Origin of the sequence: Paraburkholderia graminis C4D1M, from assembly GCF_000172415.1 — a bacterium.
GTDB lineage: Bacteria > Pseudomonadota > Gammaproteobacteria > Burkholderiales > Burkholderiaceae > Paraburkholderia > Paraburkholderia graminis.
This window is the reverse complement of the sequence record NZ_ABLD01000011.1, coordinates 42624-65244: the sequence shown is the minus strand read 5'-3', so window position 1 is coordinate 65244 and position 22621 is coordinate 42624. Positions and strand designations below refer to the sequence as shown.

General features: G+C 61.8%; 21 protein-coding genes. 12 read left to right on the top strand and 9 right to left on the bottom strand.

Annotated elements, in window-relative coordinates; all coding sequences use genetic code 11:
- Positions 1-10 precede the first annotated feature (10 nt).
- Positions 11-1078, bottom strand: coding sequence for an ABC transporter substrate-binding protein (locus BGRAMDRAFT_RS18545; protein WP_006050342.1), 1068 nt, complete (start codon positions 1076-1078; stop codon positions 11-13).
- A 277-nt stretch (positions 1079-1355) separates the two neighbouring features.
- On the opposite strand from BGRAMDRAFT_RS18545, the gene BGRAMDRAFT_RS18540 reads away from it, so the two are divergent.
- On the top strand, positions 1356-2849 hold the full coding sequence (locus BGRAMDRAFT_RS18540; RefSeq protein WP_006050341.1) for an MFS transporter: 1494 nt from the start codon (positions 1356-1358) through the stop codon (positions 2847-2849).
- Position 2850: 1 nt separating this feature from the next.
- Here the strand turns inward: BGRAMDRAFT_RS18540 and BGRAMDRAFT_RS18535 are convergent, their stop codons facing one another.
- Positions 2851-3066 (bottom strand): hypothetical protein, encoded by a 216-nt coding sequence (locus BGRAMDRAFT_RS18535; protein ID WP_006050340.1) that lies wholly within the window; start codon positions 3064-3066, stop codon positions 2851-2853.
- Positions 3067-3336: 270 nt separating this feature from the next.
- Here BGRAMDRAFT_RS18535 and BGRAMDRAFT_RS18530 point away from each other — a divergent pair, with 270 nt between their 5' ends.
- From BGRAMDRAFT_RS18530 to BGRAMDRAFT_RS18510, 4 genes are all read left to right on the top strand, one after another.
- Entirely contained in the window at positions 3337-3609 is a 273-nt protein-coding gene (locus tag BGRAMDRAFT_RS18530; protein ID WP_006050339.1) for a hypothetical protein, read from the top strand.
- 400 nt (positions 3610-4009) lie between these two features.
- On the top strand, positions 4010-5122 hold the full coding sequence (locus BGRAMDRAFT_RS18520) for a patatin-like phospholipase family protein (RefSeq protein ID WP_006050338.1): 1113 nt from the start codon (positions 4010-4012) through the stop codon (positions 5120-5122).
- 30 nt (positions 5123-5152) lie between these two features.
- Positions 5153-5893 (top strand): DUF421 domain-containing protein, encoded by a 741-nt coding sequence (locus tag BGRAMDRAFT_RS18515; RefSeq protein ID WP_006050337.1) that lies wholly within the window; start codon positions 5153-5155, stop codon positions 5891-5893.
- On the top strand, positions 5893-6594 hold the full coding sequence (locus BGRAMDRAFT_RS18510; RefSeq protein WP_006050336.1) for a DUF421 domain-containing protein: 702 nt from the start codon (positions 5893-5895) through the stop codon (positions 6592-6594). Before BGRAMDRAFT_RS18515 ends, BGRAMDRAFT_RS18510 begins: the two co-directional genes overlap by 1 nt.
- A gap of 50 nt (positions 6595-6644) precedes the next feature.
- Here the strand turns inward: BGRAMDRAFT_RS18510 and BGRAMDRAFT_RS18505 are convergent, their stop codons facing one another.
- Positions 6645-7676, bottom strand: coding sequence for an AraC family transcriptional regulator (locus tag BGRAMDRAFT_RS18505; protein ID WP_006050335.1), 1032 nt, complete (start codon positions 7674-7676; stop codon positions 6645-6647).
- A gap of 280 nt (positions 7677-7956) precedes the next feature.
- On the opposite strand from BGRAMDRAFT_RS18505, the gene kce reads away from it, so the two are divergent.
- The 6 genes from kce (at position 7957) to BGRAMDRAFT_RS18475 (ending at position 16323) form a co-directional block, all read left to right on the top strand.
- Positions 7957-8895, top strand: a complete 939-nt coding sequence (gene kce, locus BGRAMDRAFT_RS18500; protein ID WP_006050334.1) for a 3,5-dioxohexanoate:acetyl-CoA acetone transferase — start codon at positions 7957-7959, stop codon at positions 8893-8895.
- 135 nt (positions 8896-9030) lie between these two features.
- A complete protein-coding gene (locus BGRAMDRAFT_RS18495; protein ID WP_006050333.1) occupies positions 9031-10386 on the top strand; it encodes an MFS transporter in 1356 nt (451 codons plus the stop codon).
- Between the two features lie 79 nt (positions 10387-10465).
- The gene (locus BGRAMDRAFT_RS18490; protein WP_006050332.1) at positions 10466-11257 is read left to right on the top strand and encodes an SDR family oxidoreductase; all 792 of its coding nucleotides are present in this window, start codon (positions 10466-10468) and stop codon (positions 11255-11257) included.
- Between the two features lie 47 nt (positions 11258-11304).
- Entirely contained in the window at positions 11305-12045 is a 741-nt protein-coding gene (locus BGRAMDRAFT_RS18485; protein WP_006050331.1) for a beta-ketoacyl-ACP reductase, read from the top strand.
- 65 nt (positions 12046-12110) lie between these two features.
- Entirely contained in the window at positions 12111-13838 is a 1728-nt protein-coding gene (locus BGRAMDRAFT_RS18480) for a tannase/feruloyl esterase family alpha/beta hydrolase (protein ID WP_006050330.1), read from the top strand.
- A 214-nt stretch (positions 13839-14052) separates the two neighbouring features.
- Positions 14053-16323, top strand: a complete 2271-nt coding sequence (locus BGRAMDRAFT_RS18475) for a beta strand repeat-containing protein (RefSeq protein ID WP_006050329.1) — start codon at positions 14053-14055, stop codon at positions 16321-16323.
- A gap of 11 nt (positions 16324-16334) precedes the next feature.
- On the opposite strand, the gene BGRAMDRAFT_RS18470 is transcribed toward BGRAMDRAFT_RS18475, so the two are convergent.
- From BGRAMDRAFT_RS18470 to BGRAMDRAFT_RS18455, 4 genes are all read right to left on the bottom strand, one after another.
- On the bottom strand, positions 16335-17114 hold the full coding sequence (locus tag BGRAMDRAFT_RS18470) for a MipA/OmpV family protein (RefSeq protein WP_006050328.1): 780 nt from the start codon (positions 17112-17114) through the stop codon (positions 16335-16337).
- Positions 17111-17992: an alpha/beta hydrolase gene (locus tag BGRAMDRAFT_RS18465; RefSeq protein WP_006050327.1), complete on the bottom strand. Its 882-nt coding sequence runs from the start codon at positions 17990-17992 to the stop codon at positions 17111-17113. The genes BGRAMDRAFT_RS18470 and BGRAMDRAFT_RS18465 overlap by 4 nt, the downstream gene beginning before the upstream one ends.
- A gap of 1 nt (position 17993) precedes the next feature.
- Positions 17994-18794, bottom strand: a complete 801-nt coding sequence (locus BGRAMDRAFT_RS18460; RefSeq protein ID WP_006050326.1) for a DUF4118 domain-containing protein — start codon at positions 18792-18794, stop codon at positions 17994-17996.
- Between the two features lie 420 nt (positions 18795-19214).
- Positions 19215-20111 carry an NmrA family NAD(P)-binding protein gene (locus tag BGRAMDRAFT_RS18455; RefSeq protein ID WP_006050324.1) on the bottom strand — a complete coding sequence of 299 codons (897 nt, stop codon included), beginning with the start codon at positions 20109-20111 and terminating at the stop codon, positions 19215-19217.
- Between the two features lie 180 nt (positions 20112-20291).
- Between BGRAMDRAFT_RS18455 and BGRAMDRAFT_RS18450 the strand changes: the two genes are divergently transcribed.
- Positions 20292-21173 carry an AraC family transcriptional regulator gene (locus BGRAMDRAFT_RS18450; RefSeq protein ID WP_006050323.1) on the top strand — a complete coding sequence of 294 codons (882 nt, stop codon included), beginning with the start codon at positions 20292-20294 and terminating at the stop codon, positions 21171-21173.
- Positions 21174-21203: 30 nt separating this feature from the next.
- On the opposite strand, the gene BGRAMDRAFT_RS18445 is transcribed toward BGRAMDRAFT_RS18450, so the two are convergent.
- Positions 21204-22061, bottom strand: coding sequence for an anti-sigma factor family protein (locus BGRAMDRAFT_RS18445; RefSeq protein ID WP_006050322.1), 858 nt, complete (start codon positions 22059-22061; stop codon positions 21204-21206).
- Positions 22058-22576, bottom strand: coding sequence for a sigma-70 family RNA polymerase sigma factor (locus tag BGRAMDRAFT_RS18440; protein ID WP_006050321.1), 519 nt, complete (start codon positions 22574-22576; stop codon positions 22058-22060). The genes BGRAMDRAFT_RS18445 and BGRAMDRAFT_RS18440 overlap by 4 nt, the downstream gene beginning before the upstream one ends.
- Positions 22577-22621: the final 45 nt, after the last annotated feature.

Genomic DNA, 22621 nt, shown 5'->3' with positions numbered 1-22621 from the left:
CGCTCCCGTGTTAGCCGAGCGGCTTGCCGGCGGCGTCGTAGCGCGTCCAGTAATGGTCGAGTTTCTGCGTGCGCAATGCGTTGTCGAGATACTTGGTCTCGAACCAGTTATCGACCTCGACGGGCTGACGGATCAGCTTGAGTTTCAGCGCATCGGCCGCGACGGCCTTGTAGCGCGCGACGATGAACGGGTCGATCAACGGCGAGTTGCGGTCTTTGAGTGTTTGATTCGCGAACTCCGCCTGCCATGACGCATACGGCACGCCGCTCTTGGACCACAGCTTGAAGAGCGCATCGCGGTTCGCTTCATCGGACGACCATTGCGCGCCTTTGACGAGCACGTTGACGACCCGTTGCACGACATCGGGATGCGCGCGATCGAAGTCGTCGAGCACGAGCAGATGCGCCTGACGCGTGAATTGCGGTCCATCGTTCTGCGACTCGTAGACGATCTTCGCGAGGCCTTGATCGCGCAGCTTGTACAGGTGGTAATCGTTGACCGACGCGTCGATCCCCTTGGATGCCAGCGCCGCCAGCGAACTCGCGGAATCGAGATTGATCACGCGAAGATCGCGCTCATCGAGCTGATTGGCGGCGAGCGCATTGTCCGCGACGAGCTGCAGATTGGTGCCGCGAAAGATCGACACGCGCCGGCCTTTCAGGTCTTTGATCGAACGAATGTCCGAATCCGTCGGCACAGCGATCTTGATGCCGACGCGGACGCCCGAGGCGAGCAGCAGGCGCGTCTTCAAACCGTTGGCGCGACCGAGTACCGAGGGCAAATCGCCCTGATAGGCGAAGTCGAGCGCGTTGTTGGCGATCGCTTCGTTGACGGCGGGGCCGGCTCCCTTGAAGAACAGCCATTCGACCTTGATGCCGTCGGCGGCAAATTCTTTTTCGAGCGACTGCTGCAATTGCACGGTGGCCGCGGGCGATCCACCAAACGTAGGCGGGTCGCCATTACCCTGTTGCGCGACGCCGATGCGAATCACCGCCGGCTTGTCGGCATAGGCGTGAACCGCGGCGAGCGACAGCGCCGCCACGGCGAAGAAAGATTTCAGCAGACGGAAATAGCGCATGCGGCAATACCGGTCGATGGAAGGGAAAAGAAGTGCGAATGCTCTGGCGGGCAGAGACCTGGCACTACACGTTAGATTCGCGTGCCGTCGAATCCAACCAATCATTGCTGATAAGAAAATCTGCAGTAGTTCGAATCGCGTGACTGAATGCCGGCATGCCGCACCCGCGGCATGCAAGTACGCAATTCCCGATTTGCATAGTTAAATTCGTCGTTTTGCCCGCATGGATTGCATGGCTACCATGCGACGCTTCAGCCATTCATGCGAACGCGAGATCATGTCCACTGTTGCTTTTCCCTCCGCCGAAGCCGATCCGCAAACGTCTGCCGGCAACGCGGCGCGTCCCACCGTCATTCGCAATGCGCAGGACGTGTCACGCATCGTCAGCGCAGGCGCCGCGAAAGGCAGTAATGCGCGGATCGTGATTGCGATTGCATTGGGCGGTGTCTTTCTCGATGCTTACGATCTGACGTCGCTCGCTTACGGGATCAAGGACATCGCGCGCCAGTTTTCGTTGTCGCCGGTTCAGGTGGGATTCGTGTCGTCGGCCATCACGTTCGGCGCGATTCTCGGCGCGCTGTTCGGCGGGTATCTGACCGATCGCATCGGCCGTTATCGCGTGTTCATGGCCGACATGCTGTTCTTCGTGGTCGCGGCGATCGCGGCCGGCCTCGCGCCGAATGCGTGGGTGCTCGGCGGCGCGCGCTTTTTGATGGGCTTCGGCGTGGGGCTCGATCTGCCGGTGGCGATGGCGTTTCTCGCCGAGTTCTCGCGGGTGGCGGGCAAGGGCAACAAGGCGGCGAGCGTCGCTGCGTGGTGCCCCGCATGGTATGCGGCCACGAGCACCTGCTATCTGCTGATTCTCGGCTTGTATGCGATTCTGCCCGAGCATCAACTCGGCTGGCTATGGCGTTTGACGCTCGCATTCGGCGCGGTGCCGGCCATCGCGATCATTCTCGTGCGTAGCCGTTATATCAGCGAGTCGCCTGTTTGGGCCGCGAATCAGGGCGATCTCGAAGAGGCCGCGCGCATCCTGAAGCGCTCTTACGGCATCGACACAGTAGTCGAACGAAGCGCGACGCCGCAGAAGGCGCCGCGCGCGGCATCGTGGCGCAACTACGGGGTTCTGTTCAACGCCACTTACCGTCGCCGCACGATTCTTGCCGCGGTGATCGGCAGTGCTTCGTCATTCGGCTATAACGCGATCATCTTCGGCTTGCCGGTCATTATCACGAGTTTCTTCCAGCAGGGGCCGCTCACGACGATCGTCGCGGCGCTCGCGCTGAATCTCGCATTTGCATTCGTCGGCGGGCTGATCGGCGTGCGCACCGCGCCGACCGTCGGCGCGTGGAAAATGACTGTGCTCGGGCACGCGCTGCAATTCGCGTCGCTGATCGGACTCGCGCTGATCGGCAAACCGGGCAGCGGTGCGCTCGTGGTGGTCGCGATTCTTCTGCTTGGCGGCTATCTGTTCGGACAAGGTTTCGGACCCGGCTCGCATTCGATGACTTATGCGTCGCTGAGCTATCCGACCTCGCTGCGGGGAATCGGCGTCGGTTTTAACCAGACGCTGGTGCGTTCGGCGTCGACGGTCTCGCTGTTTCTTTTTCCTGTGCTCGCTGCCGCATTCGGTACGAAGGTCTTCTGGTTGATCGCCATCGCGCCGCTGACTTCGTTGCTCGTGCTGCTCGCAATCCGCTGGGAGCCGTCGGGCTACGACATCGATGCCGAAGACTACGCGGAACCGGGCGGCGTCACTGCCGCGCGTTAGGTCATGGGCTGACGATGTCGCGTGACAGCGCAGTCTGCAGGTCCACCAACGGCATGGCAGTCACGGTGACGGCGACCGATTCCGATTCCGGCAGCATGCCTGTAAGTGCCGCAAGTCCGGTTACGCAGATTGCGATGACCGCGCATGCGCCGATCACGACGATTCCGTTTTTATAGGCCGCGTTCGCTCGGAATGAGTTTGCAAAGAGCCGCATCATGACTGTCTCCTGGTGATGCGGCTAACATTTGCAACTACTGTGCCGACAACGATGCGCTTATGCTCACCGCCCGCCGAGCCAGAGTGGGCGGGCATTCCATGGGAAGGGCGGGAGCGTAACGGCAAATCGATGTTGGGTCTGCCCAGACAGCTCGCATCGTTTTACTCGTCCGATACCAACACTCATCAGGTCCAGCTTTCCATTCCGGCGCCACGTCGCGGCGCGCGTCGGTTGCGCTAGACTGGCGCGAATAAACGGAAGGGGACCTGGATGATACGCAAGACGCTCAATGCCTCGCAGCTTCAGCAGGAGGTCAGCCGGCGAATCCATCGGTTGCAGGAAATCGTCGAGGACGGCGTGAAGATTCGCGTGCCGCGGCCGCAATTGCAGGAAGTCGACAAGACAGGCTGCAACTGGAACATGACTCACTTCGGCAATGTGGTCGGGTTCGAGCGCGACGTGGAAGCGGTCCTCAAGGCGGTGCGTGCGGAATACAATCTCAGTACTGAGGCGAAAAGCAGCGGCAATCCGTTTGAGGACTAAGCGCTTGCCTCGAACAGAAAAAGTACCGACGACCGACACATGGACCTTTGGATTCAACCTTGCGCGCAATGCGCGGAACTGTATGGCAAACCGGCGGCTGAGCCTCCGCACTCGGACCTGACGCTCAACGGCGTCGGTTCAGTGGAAGAGACGCGCCGCGAAGAGCACTACACGTGCAGCCGATGTCGCGCGGTCTTTGCGCGAATTCTTGCGGGGCCAGAGGCCCGGCAAATCTGGATGGTGCTGAACGCGGGTCAGCACTGAACGGCGCTTGGCTCGATCTTGCGCGCGCGGTACTTTTGCGGCCGCAGTCCGGCGCGAGCGGCAGGAACGCGCGTTGCGGCGCTGCATGCTTTCTTTATCCTGATCCGCTTTGCGTGCGGAGAAGACGAGGAGCCGCATGCCGCCATCGACGATTGCACATAAAAAGCCTGCTCACCGGATTGCACTTGCATTGCAAGGCGGCGGCGCATTTGGCGCGTTCCAGGCCGGCGTGCTCGAAGCGTTGCACGACGCGGGTGTCGAAATCGACGCCTGCAGCGGGTCGTCGATTGGCGCCATCAATGCGGCGCTGTATTTCGGCAACGAGCCGTCGCGCAGGATAGAGCGGCTCAAAACCTTCTGGAATAGCGTGTCGGTGCCCGGCTCCGCGCTGCGCGAGCACGCGTTGCAACTATGGCCGCCGCGCGGCGCGCTCGAACATCGAACGGTGAGACGCATGCTCGCCGAAGCCGACCAAACGTACGCGCTGCAATTCGGGTTGCCGGGGTTCTTCGTGCGGCGCGTGGATATTCCGTGGGTCGCAGGCACAGGCAATCCGGGCGATGCGAGCGTATTCGACACACAACCACTCGTCCGCACGCTGTCGAACCTATGCGACTTCGAACTGCTCAATCGCAGCCCCGTCCAGGTCAGTGTGGTGGCTGCGAACGTGGCGACGGGCGCGGCGCGCTACTTCGTCAATCACGACGACGGACTCAATGGCGCCATGATCATGGCGTCGGGCGCGCTGCCGCCGTGGTTTCCAGCCGTCGAAATAGACGGCGCCTGGTACTGGGATGGTTCGCTCGTGACCGGCGCGCCCGTGCGCCATCTGCTGGCGAGCGCATCGCCTGGTGTGAGCACCACCATTTTGCGCGCCGACTTATGGAGTTGCGATGGCCCGCTTGCGGACAATCTCGTCGACGTGGACATTCGCCTCAAGAACATTCAGCACGCAAGCAGAGCGGCGTTCTTCAACGAAACGCGTGAGGAATCGCAACGTTTGAAGTCTTTGCTTGCGTACGCGCTCGAGTGCATCGACGGCGAAAAGCGGCAGAGCGACCCGCAACTGATCAATGCAGCGGCGCTTGCGCAGCCGGACAATGTACGCATCGTGCCGGTGGATTACGAGCGCTCGCAATGCGAGGCGCACTTCAAGGACTCGCAGTTCGGCAAGACCGCCATCGACGAGCACTGGAACAATGGGCGACGAGTGGCCGAAGCGGCGCTCTCGCAGATGGAAAGTGCCTGAATTGCCTTGCGCGGTCTTCAGGCATGCGCCATGCGCTACGTGTCCCACCAGGCCACTGCTGCGCATACCGTCGTGGAAAACCATCCCTTCAGCCTTACGGATTGGCACCGCTTTCTTTTCGGGAACACGTCATCGCTGTTCCTGCTTGAAGTACTGCTGCGAACCGGCGTGACCTATGTACTGCTCGTCATCGCAATGCGTCTGCTCGGGCGCCGCGTGGCGGCTCAATACACATTGTTCGAGATTTCAATTGTGGTCACACTCGCGGCGGCCATCGGCGTGCCGTTGCAGGCGTCGAACCGGGGGATGCTGCCGCCGCTGGTGATTGCACTCGTCGCAATCGTATTGCAGCGTCTCATTGCCCGGCTCGGCACCACACACCGGCGGCTGGAAACACTTATTTCAACCGACGTCACGCTGCTCGTCAGCGAAGGCCGGCTCGAAATGGACGAGTTGGCGCGTGCCGCGATGCCGCGCGAAAAAGTATTCGAAGCAATGCGGATCAAGGGCTGGCAACACCTCGGACAGATTAGCCGGCTCTATATGGAGCCCTCGGGTTCTTTCTCGTTCATTCCCGCGAGACCGTCGAAGCCGGGCCTCTCCGTGCTGCCGGCAATCGACAAGGAACTGCAGGAAGAAGGCCACTTGCCAGGCTGGTCGGCATGTCGTCATTGCGGCAACACGATTGAAAAGGAACACACAGACAATTTGCGATGCGAGAACTGCGGCTCGACTGAATGGACATGTGCAGTCAGGGAAGTGGAGGTTTGATGCAGCTCGTTCAGCGAATCCTGATCGGCGACGGACCCTGGGCGTTCTTATTGGAAGTGGTGGTCCGCGCGGCGCTTGTCTATGTGCTGCTGCTAGTGGCAATGCGCATGATGGGCAAGCGTGTTGCCGCACAGTTGAGCATTACTGAACTCGCGGTGATTCTCATGCTGGGCGCCGCGATTGGCGTTCCTATTCAGGTGTCGTCGCAAGGCATTTTGCCGGCGGCTATCGTGCTATTTACCGTCGTCGCGCTTCAGCGCATGAGTTCGAGAGCCGGCCTGCGGTGGCGCAAATTTCAGGTAGCGCAGGAAGGCGACGTGACCATGCTCGTAAAAGACGGCAGAATTCTTCTCGACGAACTCAAGACCAGCGAGGTGTCCCGCGAAATGCTCGCGTCGGAACTTCGTGCTGCAAACGTCGCGCATCTGGGACAGTTGCGCCGCGTTTATCTGGAGTCGTCCGGTTCTAATAGCCTCGTGTGGAGAAAGCACGAACGCCCCGGCTTGACGGTTCGACCAGACATGGAGTGCTCGCTTCTCGATGCGATCGGCGCCGACGGCTACTTCGCATGCTGGAGTTGCGGCGCGACCGTCGATACCGAGAACCGGCCGACCGAACCGTGCTCCGCGTGTCGTTCGATGCGATGGGAATCGGCGGTGCAATTGCCGCAGAAGCCGAAAGTCGAAGAGAAGACAGAATGAAACCTTTGAAAAGAACTACAAAGCCACTATAAAAACAGCCATAAAGCGACTCATGACTCGTCGCGAATCTCGCCAGGTCCCTTGCCGGTCCAGCGCTTTATTGCTCTGCGGAAGTTAGCGGTGTCGCTAAAGCCGACCAGCATCGCGACATCGTCGGTGCTGAGCTTGGTGGTTTTCAGGTACTCGGTGGCGAGCGAGCAGCGGACGTCATCGACAATTGCGACGAACGACGTGCCTTCCGATTCGAGTCGGCGCCTCAACGTTCGGCTCGTCATTTTGAGTGCTTCGGCCACGGTTTCCATGCTCGGAAAAACGCCGGGCTTGCGCATTAAAAGCTGATACACCTCGCCGGATGCACCCGATGATGTTTTCGCTTGCCCGATCAATCTGTCGCACGTCTCCTGCAAAAGCGCAGCCGAATGCCGATGTGCCAGGTGCGGCTTAACTTCGAGTATGGCGCTGTCGTAGATCAACTGGCATTCGTCGGCGTCGAACTCGCATGGGCAACCCAGGTACTCGCCGTATATCGCGGCATGCTCCGGCGCGGGATAAGAGAAGCGCGCAAGTACCGGCGGGCAGCTTCTTCCCGCAACGTCCTGAAGATGAGTGACGTGCTGCGTGTACTGCTGTTCGAGAAGAAACTGCTGGACGTCGTGCGGCAAATTCGAAGAAAAGGCGTCGGGAAAAGTCCACACCGAAGTATCGGGGTTTTCGGTCCACTCGATCGTGATAGTCGGCGTGGCGAGCCGATGGTATTTGACGCCGAGCCGGAAGTAGTCGCGCAAGGAAAGGCACGACATCAGCGCATAGCCGTACATGCCATAGGCGGCGAGATGAAGACGTGCTCCCGTTTTGAAAGGAGTACTTGGGTCGGATGAAAGACTGACGGCATTTCTGCATACCATCGCGTATTGCCGCACCGAGGTCATGACCGACGCGTCGTAGATCTGGTCGGGCTCGACGCCGCTTCCCTTGAGGCTCTGTTCGGGGGCAATGCCTTGCTCCGCGAGTACTTCCACCAGCGCCGCGATCTTGTACGGCGCGTAGATGCGCTCGTTCAACAGCGGAAATTTCGCCGACACCGTGCCTCCCGTGGATGTCCTCGTGGGACATCAGCTTGTCCGAAATTGACCTTACATACTGAATCGTATCTCACTACTATCAATGGGACAAGAGACGGGTCCGCATTGCAGTTGTGCGACTCGCAAACCTGTTGGAGACAAGCATGCAAATCCACCATCCCCGTGATCTCGCGCCTATGGCGCTCGTGGCAATCGGCCTGACGTGCGTCATTGCGTCAGCGGCCTCATTCGCCCCGGCTTCCGAGCACTCTGCATCAGCCGCAACACGATAGGTATTGAAATGGGAAATTCGACCAGTAAAGTCATCATTACGTGCGCAGTGACAGGCTCGGCGCATGTACCGTCGATGTCGGAATATCTGCCGCTCACGCCCGATGACATCAAGACTCAAGCACTCGAGGCCGCCGAGGCCGGCGCGGCGATTCTTCATCTGCATGCACGCAATCCGCAAGACGGACGGCCAACGCCTGCGCCCGAAGTGTTCCGCCAGTTCGTGCCCGCGATTGCCGCGCAGACCGACGCGGTCATCAACATCTCCACTGGCGGCAGCACGCGCATGACGCTCGACGAGCGTTTGGCCTACGCACGCGTCGCCAAACCCGAGATGTGCTCGCTGAATATGGGCTCGATGAACTTCTCGCTGCATCCGGTCGCGGCCCGAATCTCTTCCTGGCGATTCGATTGGGAGAAGGAATACGTCGAAGGCATGGAGGACATGATCTTCCGGAACACGTTCCGCGACATCAAGAACATCCTCACCGAGTTTCATGACTACGGCACGCGCTTCGAATTCGAATGCTACGACGTCGGGCATTTGTATAACCTCGCGTACTTCATCGACATCGGACTGATCAAGCCTCCGTTTTTTATTCAGTCCGTGTTCGGCATTCTCGGCGGCATCGGTCCTGATCCAGAGAACCTTGCATTGATGCGTTCGACCGCCGACCGTCTATTCGGACGTGAGAACTATCAATTCTCCGTTCTTGGCGCCGGCCGTCATCAAATGTCGCTCGTGACGATGGGCGCGATCATGGGCGGCAACGTTCGCGTGGGTCTGGAAGACAGCGTCTACTTGTCGCGTGGCGTGAAAGCGCGATCGAATGCCGAGCAAGTCCGCAAGATTCGCCGAATCCTCGAAGAGCTTTCTTTCGAAATCGCGACGCCGGCCGATGCCCGCGCCATGCTCGGATTGAAAGGGCGCGAAAGCGTCTCGCTTTAAACATTGAGCATTGAGCAGATGGCATTGCGCGCAAAAGGCTCGCAAGCCGAAGTACTTTTTATCCTGCCGCGCCGGTTGGCAATCGCCCGGCGCGCAACACAAGAAAAAACAGGCAGGACAATTTCCGGAGACATCATGACTGCAGCTACTATTGACCCCCGCCTCGGCGACACGCACTGGCGAGCGACTCGCAAGGCGATGGCGAGGCTCCTTCCGTTAATGTGCGCGATCTACTTCATGTCGTTTATCGACCGCACGAATGTTGCGCTGGCCAAGAGCGCACTCGCGGCCGATCTCGGCATTAGTGCGGCGGCCTACGGGCTGGGCGCCGGCATCTTCTTTATCGGTTATGCGCTTCTCGAAGTGCCCAGTAATCTGGCGGCGCACCGCGTCGGTCCGCGGGCCTGGATTGCGCGTATTGCCGTCACCTGGGGAGCGTTATCCACGGCGATGATGTTTGTGCAAGGCGAACTGTCCTTCTACGTTCTGCGGGTATTGCTTGGGGTCGCGGAAGCAGGGCTTTTTCCGGCCTTGATGTACATGGTGACGCTGTGGTTCGCGCCTAAGGACCGGGCGGTCGCCGTGGGCTGGATTTATACCGCTCCTTCCATTGCGCTCATTATCGGCAATCCGCTCGGTGCGGGGCTGATGCAACTGGGCGGAATCGGCGGTCTGCACGGATGGCAGTGGATGTTTCTGCTGGAAGGTCTGCCCACCATCGTGGTCGGCATCATCCTCTTTTTCAAGCTGCCGAACCGGCCCACCGAGGTGAAGTGGCTCACTCCAGAGGAAGCACAGGCGCTCGAGGATAACGCGGTCATCGACACGCACGGTCACGCCGAACTCACGTCGGCGCACTGGATCGCCGCACTGAAACGTCCGACCACGGTACTCATTGCACTGATTTACTTTCTGAATCAGGTAGCGTTCGTGGGCCTGTACTTTTTCACTCCGTCGATTGTCGGGCAGATGCATGTGAAGTCGCCGCTTCTCGTCGGCTTACTGTCGAGTAGTGTCGGCATTGGCTTTCTGCTTGGCGTGCTCACGCTGCCGCGCATTCACCGCCGGATAAGCAATGACTGCGGCTTCCTGGGTGTGCTGACTGCGGGCGTGGTTATCACCGCGTGCGCATTTATCGCGACGAAAAATCAGGCGGCACAAATCACGCTGCTTGGCATCACCGGCTTTTTCGCAGGCGGCATTCTGCCTTCGTATTGGGCCGTGGCGATGAAGCGATTGCAAGGCGTGCAGGCTGCGGCCGGACTTGCTTTCATCAATACGATCGGCTTGTTGGGCGGCTTTGTCGGACCTTATCTTTTCGGGCTCGCCGAAACGATAACCGGCAGAAGCGACTCGGGCTTTAACGTCGTGGTGGTCGCATCGGTGCTCGGCCTGTGTCTCGTGCCGCTTCTTGCGAAAGCCATCAAGGCCGCGGATCGTCCGATCCCGGCGACGGCCAAGGGCGCGCAACTCAACACATCCAAAAGCTGAATGCCGGCATCGCTATGAAAGCGTATAAGCCCGGAAACGGCTTTATTCCCCATTCCATTTCATTTTGTTGGTGCGACACATGAATACTTTCGAGCTTCTCAAACCGAGGCCCGGTCTGCGCGTACTTATCTCCGGCGCAGCCGCGGGAATTGGAGCAGCCATTGCCGATGCATTTGTTCAAGCAGACGCACAGGTCTATATCTGTGATGTCGATGCGTCGGCGGTTGAAAAGGCCAAAGAGAGGAACCCAAAGCTCTACACCGGCGTCGCGGATGTGGCAAATCGCGAGCAGGTCGACCAGATTATCGACGACGCGCGCGCGAGGCTCGGCGGACTCGATGTTCTTATCAACAATGCGGGCATCGCGGGTCCGACGGGCGACGTCGAATCCATTCAACCGCACGACTGGGAACGAACCATTTCGACGAATCTCAACAGCCAGTACTACTTCCTGCATAAGGCCGTACCGCTGCTGAAAGAGACATCGGATTGCCCGGCGATCATTGCAATGTCGTCGGTGGCGGGGCGGCTCGGGTACGCGTTTCGCACGCCATACGCCGCGACGAAATGGGCGATTGTCGGACTGGTGAAGTCGCTGGCAATCGAGCTTGGGCCCGAGAACATTCGCGTGAATGCCATTCTGCCCGGCGTCGTGCAAGGCGAGCGAATGGACAGGGTGATCGCGGCGCGAGCCGAGTCGACGGGCGTGTCGTTCGACGAAATGAAAGAGCAGTACCTGAAAAAGATTTCGCTGCGCCGGATGGTGACCGTCGACGACATTGCCGCGATGGCGCTATTCCTCGCATCGCCGGCGGGCTACAACATCACCGGGCAAGCCATCAGCGTGGATGGCAACGTCGAATATCTTTGACGGCATACCGACATCAAAACAACTCACTACCCAGGGACGCAGATCCAATGAGACTCAACGGCAAGGTTGCAATCGTCACAGGCGCGGGCCAGGGAATCGGCGCGGCGACGGCACTCAAATTCGCACGCGAAGGCGCGAGCGTCGCGGTATGCGACGTGAATGCCGATGCGGTGAAATCGGTGGTCGGCGCGTGCCGTGAGGCGGGCGCGCAAGCGGTGGGCTTCACCGTCAACGTGGCCGATCGTGAGGCCGTTCAGGATATGGCGGCCGGCGTGCAGGAGCGCTTTAAACGCATCGACGTGCTGGTGAATAACGCGGGCATTACGCGTGATGCACGCTTGCAAAACATGACGGTCGAGCAATTCGAAGACGTCATGGATGTCAACCTGCGCGGCGTCTTTCACGCTACTCAAGCCGTGCTCGACTGCATGATCGGGCAGCAGGCCGGCGTGATTCTCAATGCGAGTTCGGTCGTCGGAATCTACGGCAATTACGGGCAGACGAACTACGCGGCGTCCAAGTTCGGTGTTATCGGATTCACGAAGACATGGAGCCGTGAACTCGGCCCTAAAGGCATCCGCGTGAACGCTGTTGCGCCGGGATTTATCGACACGCCGATTCTGGCGACCGTACCCGGCGAAGTACTCGAGAAGATGAGAAACCAGGTTCCATTGCGGCGCCTGGGCAAGCCCGAAGAAATCGCCAACATCTACGCGTTTCTCGCGAGCGACGAAGCGAGTTATATCAACGGCGCTGTTATCGAAGCGTCTGGCGGCATGACGCTGTAGCGGCACAACGTGCAAGCAGCGCGCGGCATTTGCGTTGCGAAAAAGTCGGTCATAACGGAGACATCATGATTCGAGTTCACCTTCGCAATTTGAAAGTCGCGCGCGCCGTCGCGCTCCCTGCCGCGCTCGTTGCCGCGCTGTTGAGTACATCGGCGATTTCCGCATCCGGCATAGCTGCGACTCTGCCCGCCGGTCATGTGGCCGCGTGCGAGCGATTGCAAGGCGTTATCGTGTCGGCTTCGGAAATAGGCTTGCCGACCTCGGGAGCGGCCGTCACCGCCGTAAAGCCAGTCGCGGCCAGCGGAAGCGGAGCAACCGCTCTACCGGAATACTGCGAGGTCACCGGTAAGATCTCGCCACTCGACCGATCCGCGCCCGACATTCAATTCAAGGTCGCGTTGCCCGCGCAATGGAACGACAAAGTCGTGATGTTCGGCGGCGGTGGTTTTGACGGGACCATTCCGAATGTGGCCGGCAACGTGCCCAATGGCCCGGTCGACCAACCCGTACCGCTTGGCCGCGGCTATGCGACGTTCGCAAGCGACTCGGGCCATCAGGCGAACGCGCTCGCCTCGCAAGATGGACGTTTTGGCCTGAACGACGAGGCGGTCAGGAATTTCGGCGGCGACGCATTAAAGAAAACGCACGACGCAGCGCTTGCGATCATCAAGGCCCGCTATGCGCATTTGCCACGCAAGGCCTATTTCGCAGGCGGCTCCACGGGCGGGCGTGAAGCCGTCACGGCGATCCAGCGCTGGCCGTCGGATTGGGACGGTGCGATTGCATGGTATCCGGCATGGGACGACGCAGCGGCGCTACTCGGCGGTCAACGCATGAACCGTGCGCTGGCGAAACCGGGCGCTTATCTTTCCGTCGGCAAACGCCAGGCACTGTACGACGCGGCGATTGAGGCATGCGACGCGCTCGACGGCGTCGCCGACGGCCTGATCAGCGATCAGCAGCAATGCAACGCGCGATTCGATCCGTCTATTGCGACGCTCAACGGTGCTCCGTTGCGCTGCGCGAAAGGCGTGGACACCGGCGACAATTGCCTGTCGGACGCACAAATCGAAGCGCTGAAAGCAATCAATACGTCCACCCACTTTCGCTTCCGGCTCGCGAGCGGCGAGACTCAATATCCTGGCTACAACGTATGGGGCGCCGACCTCGGCATCGTCACGCGCAGTTCTCCCGTCGAGCCTGTGGTTACGTTCCTCGCGTTCGGTACATCACAGCCGGCCAATCCGATGCCTTTGACGGCACCGTATATCAGCGTGCTGACCGATCAGTGGATCAAGTACTCGGTCACGCGCGACCCGAACTTCAATTCGCTATCGCTCGATCCGGAGCAGCCGGGCGTATGGGCGAACCGTATCAGCGAGCTCAGTTCGCAACTCGACGCAAGCACCGACATTGCTGCGTTCAAGGAACGCGGCGGGAAGCTGCTGCTCGTTCATGGATTATCCGATGTACTAGTCAGCACGCGTGCAACGGAGCAATATTATCGGCGGCTGCAAGCGCAATTCGGCGTTCGCCAGGTCGAGTCGTTCGTGCGCTTCTATGAGATTCCCGGAATGGGCCATGCGGCAAGCAGTACTTTTAACGCCACCTGGGATTCGCTGTCGGCGCTGCAACAATGGGTCGAAAGAGGCAAGGCTCCGGTCGGGCAAGTGACTACCGACACCGCCGGCGTTCCCGGTCGCACGCGGCCGCTATGCGATTATCCGAAATGGCCGCGTTATCAGGGCGGCGACGTGAATCAGGCTGCTTCTTTCGAGTGTGTCGTGCAGTGAGCGAACGAACCGTGCAGGGGCCGCGGTGCGTGTGCACGCGGTCGACGGATTCGGAGTCGGCACAAAACGCAGGCATCAAGGCACAAAACGCTGAGAGTTCCTGTTAGTTAAGAGCACAATTTATGGCCTATGCTGCATTGGCCACGCCCTGAAAACAGAGGCAAAGGCCCGGCAGAGTGGCATGCCATTCCGCTTGTATAAAAGAGGGGAAAGTATGTCACGCGATATGTTCTCCATGCGCCCGCCGCGCGCCTCGGGCAACGTGCCCGCCGTCCCCGTCTCTATCTCACTGTCTGTCTTCGCGTTGTCCATTGGCATGTCGTGCGCGGCCCCGGTGCTTGCGCAAGGCACCTTGCCGCAAGGCGGAGCCTATGTGAGCGGCAGCGGTTCGATTGCCAGCGCCGGCAATACGCTGACCGTCACGCAACCGGGTTCGACGCGCGGCGTCGTCAACTGGAACAGCTTTTCGATCGGCGGCAACAACACGGTCGTCTTCAACAACGGTTCCGGTGCGACGCTAAACCGTGTGACAGGCGGATCGCCATCGTCGATTCTCGGCAAGCTCAACGCGAGCGGCAGCGTCTATCTGATCAATCCGCAAGGCGTCGTGGTCGGGCCGCAAGGCGTGGTCACGACGGGCGGCCGCTTTGTTGCTTCGACACTCGACACCGACAACGCGTCGTTCATGAACGGCGGAGCGCTGACGTTCTCCGGCCAGTCGGATCAGCGTGTGGTCAACCTCGGCCACATCGGCTCGACGAACGGCGATGTGCTGCTCATCGCCGCGAAGGAAGTCGACAACTACGGCACGATCAGCGCGCCGCAAGGCACGGCTGAGATCGCGGTGGGCAGCAAGGTGCTGCTGCAGGATTCGTCGAGCGAGCAGCAGATGTTCGTGCAGACCGCAAGCGGCGGCGCGATCGTCAATACCGGCGCAATCGAAGCCGCGCAGGTGAACCTGCAAGCCGTGGACGGCAACATCTATGCGCTCGCCGGCCGCAACGATGCGGTGCGCGCAACCGGCACCGCGACGCGCGACGGCCATGTGTGGCTGGTGGCGGGCACCGCGGGCCAGGTAATTCTCGCGGGCAACGTCGGCGCGCAGCGCGCCGATGGAACCGGCGGCATCGTCGATACTACGACGGGACTGCTGACCTTCTGGGGCGATCTCACGAAAGTCACCGCAGGGCAATGGAACGTTACGCTGCCCGCATACACGTTCGATGACGGCGCGTCGCGCGCCTTTGCCCGCAGCCTCAGCGCGGGCAGCTCCATCAACATGACGACGACAGGCGCGGCGGGCCAAAGCGGCGATATCGACGTCGCGCAGAGCATTCAATGGACCGGCGGCGCATCGCTCGCGCTGAACGCGGCGCATAGTGTTTCGATCGCCTCGGGCGCGACGCTCGGCAACCAGGGCAGCGGCGCACTCACGCTGCGTGCGGACGCGGGCGGCATCGACAACGGCGGCAGCGTCGCCAATAACGGCATGATCGACTGGTCCTCGAGTACCGGCACCGTCAGCGCGCTTTACGACATGAACGGCAGCTATACGCCCGGCGTCGTGCTGAGCAATAGCGCCTGGCGCGCGCCCGAGTACAGCGGCCTGCTCACGCAGGCCACCGGCTATAAGCTCGTCAATTCGGCGCAGGATCTGCAGAACATAGCCAACGACATGGCCGGCAACTACGCGCTAGGCAAGGACATCGACGCAAACGGCTATGCGTTCAAGACGTTGGGCTTTACCGACCATACGTCGTTTTCCGGGCAGTTCGACGGCATGTGGCACACGGTGTTGAACATCTCGCCCGACTCGGATGCGGTGTTCAGCGATATCGCCGCAAACGCCGTGGTGCGCGACGTGAACATCAACGCGAACTCGCATATCTACGCGCCGTCGTTCAGGTCCATCGGGATTCTGGCCGGCAGTAACCACGGCCTGATCGTCAATACGTTCACCTCCGGCGGAATCTCGGCGCCGACCAATGGTGCAGGCGCGTCGATCGGCGGACTGGTCGGCGATAACTCGGGAACCATCGCGCGTTCGGGCAGCAGTGCCGATGTCGTCGCCGATTCGGGTGGCGGCGGCCTCGTGTTCAACAACACAGGAACGATCACCCAGTCGTATGCGACCGGCAATGTGTCGGCCAACGAGTCGCGCGGCTCGTCCGGGGGACTCGTGAATATCAACAGCGGCACGGTCACGGAGTCGTTTGCAACCGGCAAGGTCTCCGCGTACAGCTTGCGCCAGGTAGGCGGGGTCTGCGCCTATTGCTCGGGGCTTGGCAGCAACGTGTACTGGAACGCCGAGACGACGGGCGTGGCGACGAGCGGCGGCAATCTGCCGCCGTCGAACGGATTGACGACCGCGCAGATGAGCGATCCCGCGAGCTTCGCCGGTTGGGACTTCAGCAGCAACGGGGCGTGGACGATGCCTGCGGGCGCAACGCATCCTGTGCTGCGCTGGCAGGTCGAACAACACTAACGAACGGTGCGCTAGAACCGATACAACACCGAAGCCATGCCGTTCAGATCGAGACGCCGCTCGGTGATCGGGCTGCCGGCGGCCGACTTTTGCAGACGCCCGACGACAGCCGCGACGTTCGCCGACCAGTGCGCGTCGAATTTATAAAGCGCGTTGACGTTGAAGTGCACGTCGCGCAAGCCCGAATGCGTCGCATATTGAGGCAGGCCCGACGCGGCGCTTTCCTGCGCATTCACGCCGAAGAAGGTTTGCGTGTATGTCGCGTTCGCCCATGTCACGCCAGGTCCTGCGGACAGCAGCAATTTGCCGAGCGGCGCCGATACGAAGAGATCCGCCATCGCGGTCAGGCCTTGCCCGGTTCCGGCGATGTCCCTGTAGACCGCCGCCGAGCCCGTGAAAGCCCACCACGTATAGTCCGCAAAAAGCCGCAGCTTCGGTCCCACGTGCACATCGGGCAAGCCTTTGAGCCGCGCATCGTCGGAGCTCTTTCGCGACTGGAAATCGAAGCTCAGCGAGGCCCCGGCATGATAGTTCTCGCCCGCGAGCGCATTGACGCCCAGCACGTCCGGACCTTGGGAGAACACACGGTCCTTCCATGAAATGTCCTGAACGGGAAACGGCAACACCTGGATCTGCGATGAGCCTGGGTACTTTGGAAACACATACAGGCCCGGCCCGACCGATATTTTCCAGTCGCTTGCTGCTTGCTGTTCGTCGGCGTGAGCCGCGCCGGCACAAGCTGCCACCGCGAAGCCGCACACTGCCGCCTTGAGCACGAATGTGCGCTTCATGCTTTCCTCGCCACAGTCGCGAGTTGCCGCAGGCGGCGTGCGAGCGCGCGAGAAACCACGGGTGCCGGGTTATGGCTCGACACGGTGGCGGCCACGCTTTCGCGCAGGAAGAGGGCGCATTCGCGCGCCACGACTTCGCGTTCGTTGTCGGACGTGATCATGTGATAGGAGTCGTCGAGCCAGATGGTTCGCAAGAATGACGCGCCGATGGTGGTCCCGACGAATCGCGCGTTATGCGGGCTCGAGGTTTCGTCGTCGATGGCGTGAATAATCAGGCAATCGGTGCCGATGCTCTTGAGCTTCTTCTTTACCGAGCCCGCCAGGCGGCCGGCCTCGTGCAGCGCCGGCAAGCCGATGAACGCCGGTCCGACTTCGCTGATGTCGTTCTTCTGCATCGCGCGCGCGATCTTCGAGCGCAACGCCTCGTTGCGCAGCCCGTAGGGTTCCTGCTCACGATAGCGATAACGCGAGCGCAGCGGCGTGTAATACACGTAGTCGAGCAAAAAGCGATACCAGGGAATCGCCCAGCCGTCGTAGTTGAGCGTGATCGACAGCAGCAGCAACGCGCGGGCGGCGGGCCGCTCGTGCGCAACCGCGGCCGCGAGCGTCGCGCCCATCGAGAGACCGCAGATCGAGACGTGCCGATGCCGTGCGGCGAGCCGGTCGAACTCCGCGACGGCCGCGCTGATCCATTGCTCCATCGGCTGATGTCCGGTGCCTGCGCTGTAGCCGGGCAATTCCGGCGTATGCGTGGCAAAGCCTTCGTCGGCAAGCAGTCGGGCGAGAAAGCGCAATTCGAGCGGCGAGCTCGACAGACCATGCAACAACAGGACCGCGTGATCGCTGCCGTCGATGCCTGAAAATGGCGTGGCGTTCATGTCAGTCATCCGCGCGCAAAACCAGGAATTCACCGGACGACGTGGTGAAGCGATCGCACACGCATTCGACCGGCCGCCAGTCGTCGCGGGTGCCGGAGAGAAAACGCATACGGTGATGGCCCGGCGTCAGATGGACGCGCACGTGTGCGAGATCCTCCTCGTGCACTTGCGTGTGCTTCGCGCAATAGGCGATGCCCGCGTGCAACGATGCGTCGTCGACGAGGGCATGGGGTGTTGCCGTGGCGGCCGCGGCCACGAAGCTGCCGGGCGGCAAGCTGTTGGCCGGATCGAGCGCCTTGATGAGAATCAGCGAGCGGTTGTACTGCGCGATATGACGCAGCATGCGGTGCATTTCATCGGTAGCCCGGCGGGCAAGCAGCCGCTCGTTGTCATGGCGCAGCAGCATTTCGTAGCGCGACTGCGCGACGGCCGCAAGCAGTTCGGCGCGATACTGCGCGCGCCGCAAACGTTCAACCAGGCTGATGATGAGAATCGTGAGCAGAGGGTACGAGATCAGCAGATGCAGATCCGACGCGTCGATCACGTCGATGTGGCCGTACGGCGGCACGAAAAGATAATCGGCAAGGCAAAGCCCGAGCAGCATCACGCATAACGCGGGCGCGAGGCCGCAGTAGTACTCGACGAGCACCGCGGCGATCAGAAAAGCAGTGCCGGGCATGAACGGCCCGAGCAGCGGATGCAGGATCGCTCTGATGATCGCGGCGGCACCGAGTGCCGCGGCTGCGGCGATCCACCTGTTCCGGCCCCGCGGCGCCCACCGTCTTGAATTTATGACTTCCATGCACCCGACGCAAACTTAAGAACCTTTCACCTCGTTAACGGCAATAGGGGAGAAAGATTTAGCCGATAAGTCGTTCGGTGAACCAAACTTTGAGCGCGGCGGCCGAACGAGCCGCCAAAGTTTAATCCAGTGCTGAGGGTTGCGCGAGTTTTAAGACGTGGGGCGTGGTGTCGCGGCGCGATGCAATGCGCAAGCGCCCGCGCGGTGCGGACAGTCGTTCGCGGGCTGAGGTCATTGCTTCGGCGCTAAAACAAGCCGAAGTCGTCGTTGCTGTCGGGAATCGCGGCAAGGAGATCGCGAACCGCGCGCCAGCCGATCAGCCCCGCCAGCGCCAACGCGACGGCGAGCAGGCGGCTCGTATTCACGCGTCGCTTGCTCGTTGCATGCCGTAGAACACAGGTCGACATATCGATCCTCCCGTCAGGCGCTGAGCGCTGCGCCGCGCGGCACGATTGCCGCTAACGCCTGCGTCAGCGTCGTCGGACCGAAACGCCGTTCGCCGACGCCGTCTTGCACGTCGATGCAGCCGGCGTTATGCGCGTCGTAGAGATCGACGATCAGCCGCGCGTGTCCGTCGCCGAGACCGGCTCCGGCGAGCATCGCCGCCCATTGCTCGCGCGGCACCGCGTGGGCGGTGACTGTGCGGCCGGCGAGATCGGCAATCGTGCGCGCGACGTCGATCACGCTCACCCGCTGTTCGCTTTCGATGCTCACCACGCGCGGCGAATGCCGTGGCGGCTTGCCGTCCATCAGCAGTTGAGCCGCCAGCGCGCCGACATCCTGCGCGGCCACGGTAGGAAAGCGCTTGTCCAGCGGATGATGCAGGCTCGGCAGCACGCCCTTCGCCAACGCGACCGGCAGCACGCGCGCCCAGTTGTGCATATGCTCGGCGGCGCGCAGAAACGTCAGGCGAGTGTCGAGCGTACCGAGCCGCGTCTCCAGGTAGTGGAACAGCGTGGTGATGCCCGTCGCGCTCGCGTGCTCGGCGCCGTAATCCGAAAGCGCGAGCACATGTTGCGGCGGATTCGCGCGCAACGCGTCGACACTGGCGTCGATCATGCGGCGCATCGCGCTCGCCGGGTCGTCGTGATCGCGCGGCACCGGACACAGCATCTGCACCGCGTGCGCGCCGTCGATGGCGCGCGCTACGGACGCCGGATCGTGCAGATCGGCGATCGCCACCTCACAACCCAGCTCGATGAGCGGCGCGGCCTGCGCGGCGTTGCGGACCACGGCACGCACAGCGCAGCCCGCGCGCCGCAACGCAGCCGCGCTTGCGTTGCCCACCTTGCCGCCTGCTCCAAAAATCACGAACACGTGAGGCTCCTTATTGGATCGTCATGGCCCGATCATAAGGACAGGTGCTGCAAAAAACGCGCATGCGCGGATGCAAATGAACAGATTCGGATGGTCGTTTGACGATGGCCGTCCATCGAGCGAAGCCGCGAAAAACCCGGCACAATGCCCGCAGATCGACTGCCATCCGCGAGACAAACGATGAACGCCGTCATACCTGTCCCGACTCAGATTCCGCCCGCGCACAGCGGCTCCCGCATCGCGCTGCGCTCGAGCAAAACGCTCGGCTGGCAAGGCTTCGGCGCGGAGCTGGTCAACGTGTCGGCGGGTTTGCACCGGATACCGGCGCTCAAGCATCATCGGGTCGGCGTGCATGTGGGCGGGCCGGTCAGAGCGCATTGTCTTTGCAACGAGAAGCCGCACTCGCGCATTCAGGCGCACGGCGACGCCGACGTGATTCCCGCGGGACTCGACGGCCAATGGAGCGACGAATCGGCCTGCACGATTTTCAGCGTCTGGATCGGCGAGGAATTCGCGCGCAAGACGGCCGAGCAACTGGCAGTCAAGGCAAGCGACGCGCAGATTCGCCCGCAATTCCAGATGCGCGATGCGCGCTTCCAGCATCTCGCGTGGGCGTTGCGCGCCGAACTGGAAGCCGACGACGCGTCCGATCCGCTATACGCCGAAAGCCTGTGCACGGCGATGGTGGTGCGGCTGATCGGCGGGGCGCCGTCGCTCGACGGCAAGGAGCGCACGCTCGCTCCGAGAACGGCGGCGCGCGTGACGGACTTCATCGAAGCGCATCTCGACCGCCGTCTCACGCTGAGCGAACTCGCGGCGCAGGCGGATCTGAGCGTGCCGCATTTCAAGGTGCTGTTTCGCGCGACGCTCGGCGTGCCGGTGCATCAGTACGTGGTGCAGCGGCGCGTCGAACGCGCGCGAACGATGCTGCTGCAAGGCCGGCTCTCCGCGAGCCAGATTGCACTGGAGGCCGGCTTCTCGCACCAGAGCCACATGGCGCACTGGATCGGGCGGCTGCTCGGCGTGACGCCGCGCGAACTGGTGAAGTCGGCCGCGCGCTGACGTGCGCGGTGGTTCACCAGCGCAGGCGCATCAATCCGTCTGCGTCGCGCCGGTCAATTGTGCGTACACGTCATGCGAGAGCTGCAGCAACTGCTTGCGGTCGATGCCGCCTGACACCGCATAGCCGAAGTCGCCGTCGACCCAGTAGAACACGTTGACGGGTCCGTCCTGGTACAGCTTGAACGCCGTGGTGTTCGCATTCACCTGGCGGCGCGAGATGCACAGCGTCACCCGTTCGCCCTTCGGTCCGCGATACATGAACTGGGCCATCTGGCCGTCCGGGCCGGGCAGCAGGCGCCCGCCGGAGAGCGAGAAGCCTTGCTTCGCCAGCATCGGCGGATGGACGTTGGTGCCGAGACGGTTCGCGAGCCACTGCACGAAATCCTGCTCGTGATCGGCGCTCATGTCGGTAGGGCGGTCGACCTCCGGCATATACACGACGTGCGCAACCGCAGCCTGGCGGGCGAACACCTCGGCTCGGTCCGCGCTCACCGGGCGCGTATTGGAAGAACCCGTCGACGAACCCACGGAGAAGCCCGCCACCGACTGCATCGCGTCCTGCCCCATATGCGTGCCGACGCCGATGCCGACGCCCATCACCAGCGCCGCCGCCATCCCCGCGAATTGCGGCCAGTTGGCGGCGATGCGCGAGCGGCGCGAATGCGGCGGCGCGGCCGGCTGCAAGCGCTTCGGCACGGGTTCGTTCAACACGCGGTCGTAGCGATCGTGGAACAGGCTGTTCAGCGAAAAATAATCGCTGATGCGCGCGGCCAGTTCGGGATTCTGTTCGAGCGCGCGCTCGACGTCGGCGCGCCGTTCGTCGGACAGCGTGCCGTCCACGTAAGCATGCAGCTCTTCTTCAGTGATCGGGGTATGTTGGTCGCTCATCGCACCACCTGTAATTTCGCACCGGGCTGGCTGCCCGCCATCAATGCCCGAAGCCGTTCGCGTCCGCGCGAAAGCCGCGACATGACCGTGCCGATGGGCACGTTCAGCGCGAGCGCGACGTCGGCATAGCTCATTTCCTCGAGGCCGACGAGCAGCACCACTTCGCGCTGGTCGACCGGCAGACGCTGCAACGCGTAGTCGAGATCGCGCATTTCCAGCGAGCGCGTCTGCGGCGCCGGCACGGCGAACTCGGCTTCGTGAACGCTTTCGTCGTCGACCGCCACATGGACCGCGCGCGACGATGCCTTGCGCGCCTGATTGGCGAACACGTTGTGCATGATCGTAAAGAGCCATGCACGCAGGTCGGTGCCGGGCTGGAACATGCCGGTGCGGCCGAGCGCGCGTTCCAGCGTGTCCTGCACCAGATCGTCCGCGAGGTCGCGATTGTTGATCAGCGCCCGCGCGTAGCGCCGCAAGCGCGGCACGTGTTCCATCAACTCGTCACGGACATCCATTCTTGATCCCGGTCATGGGGCCTCTCGTGGGCAGGAAGCGCGGCG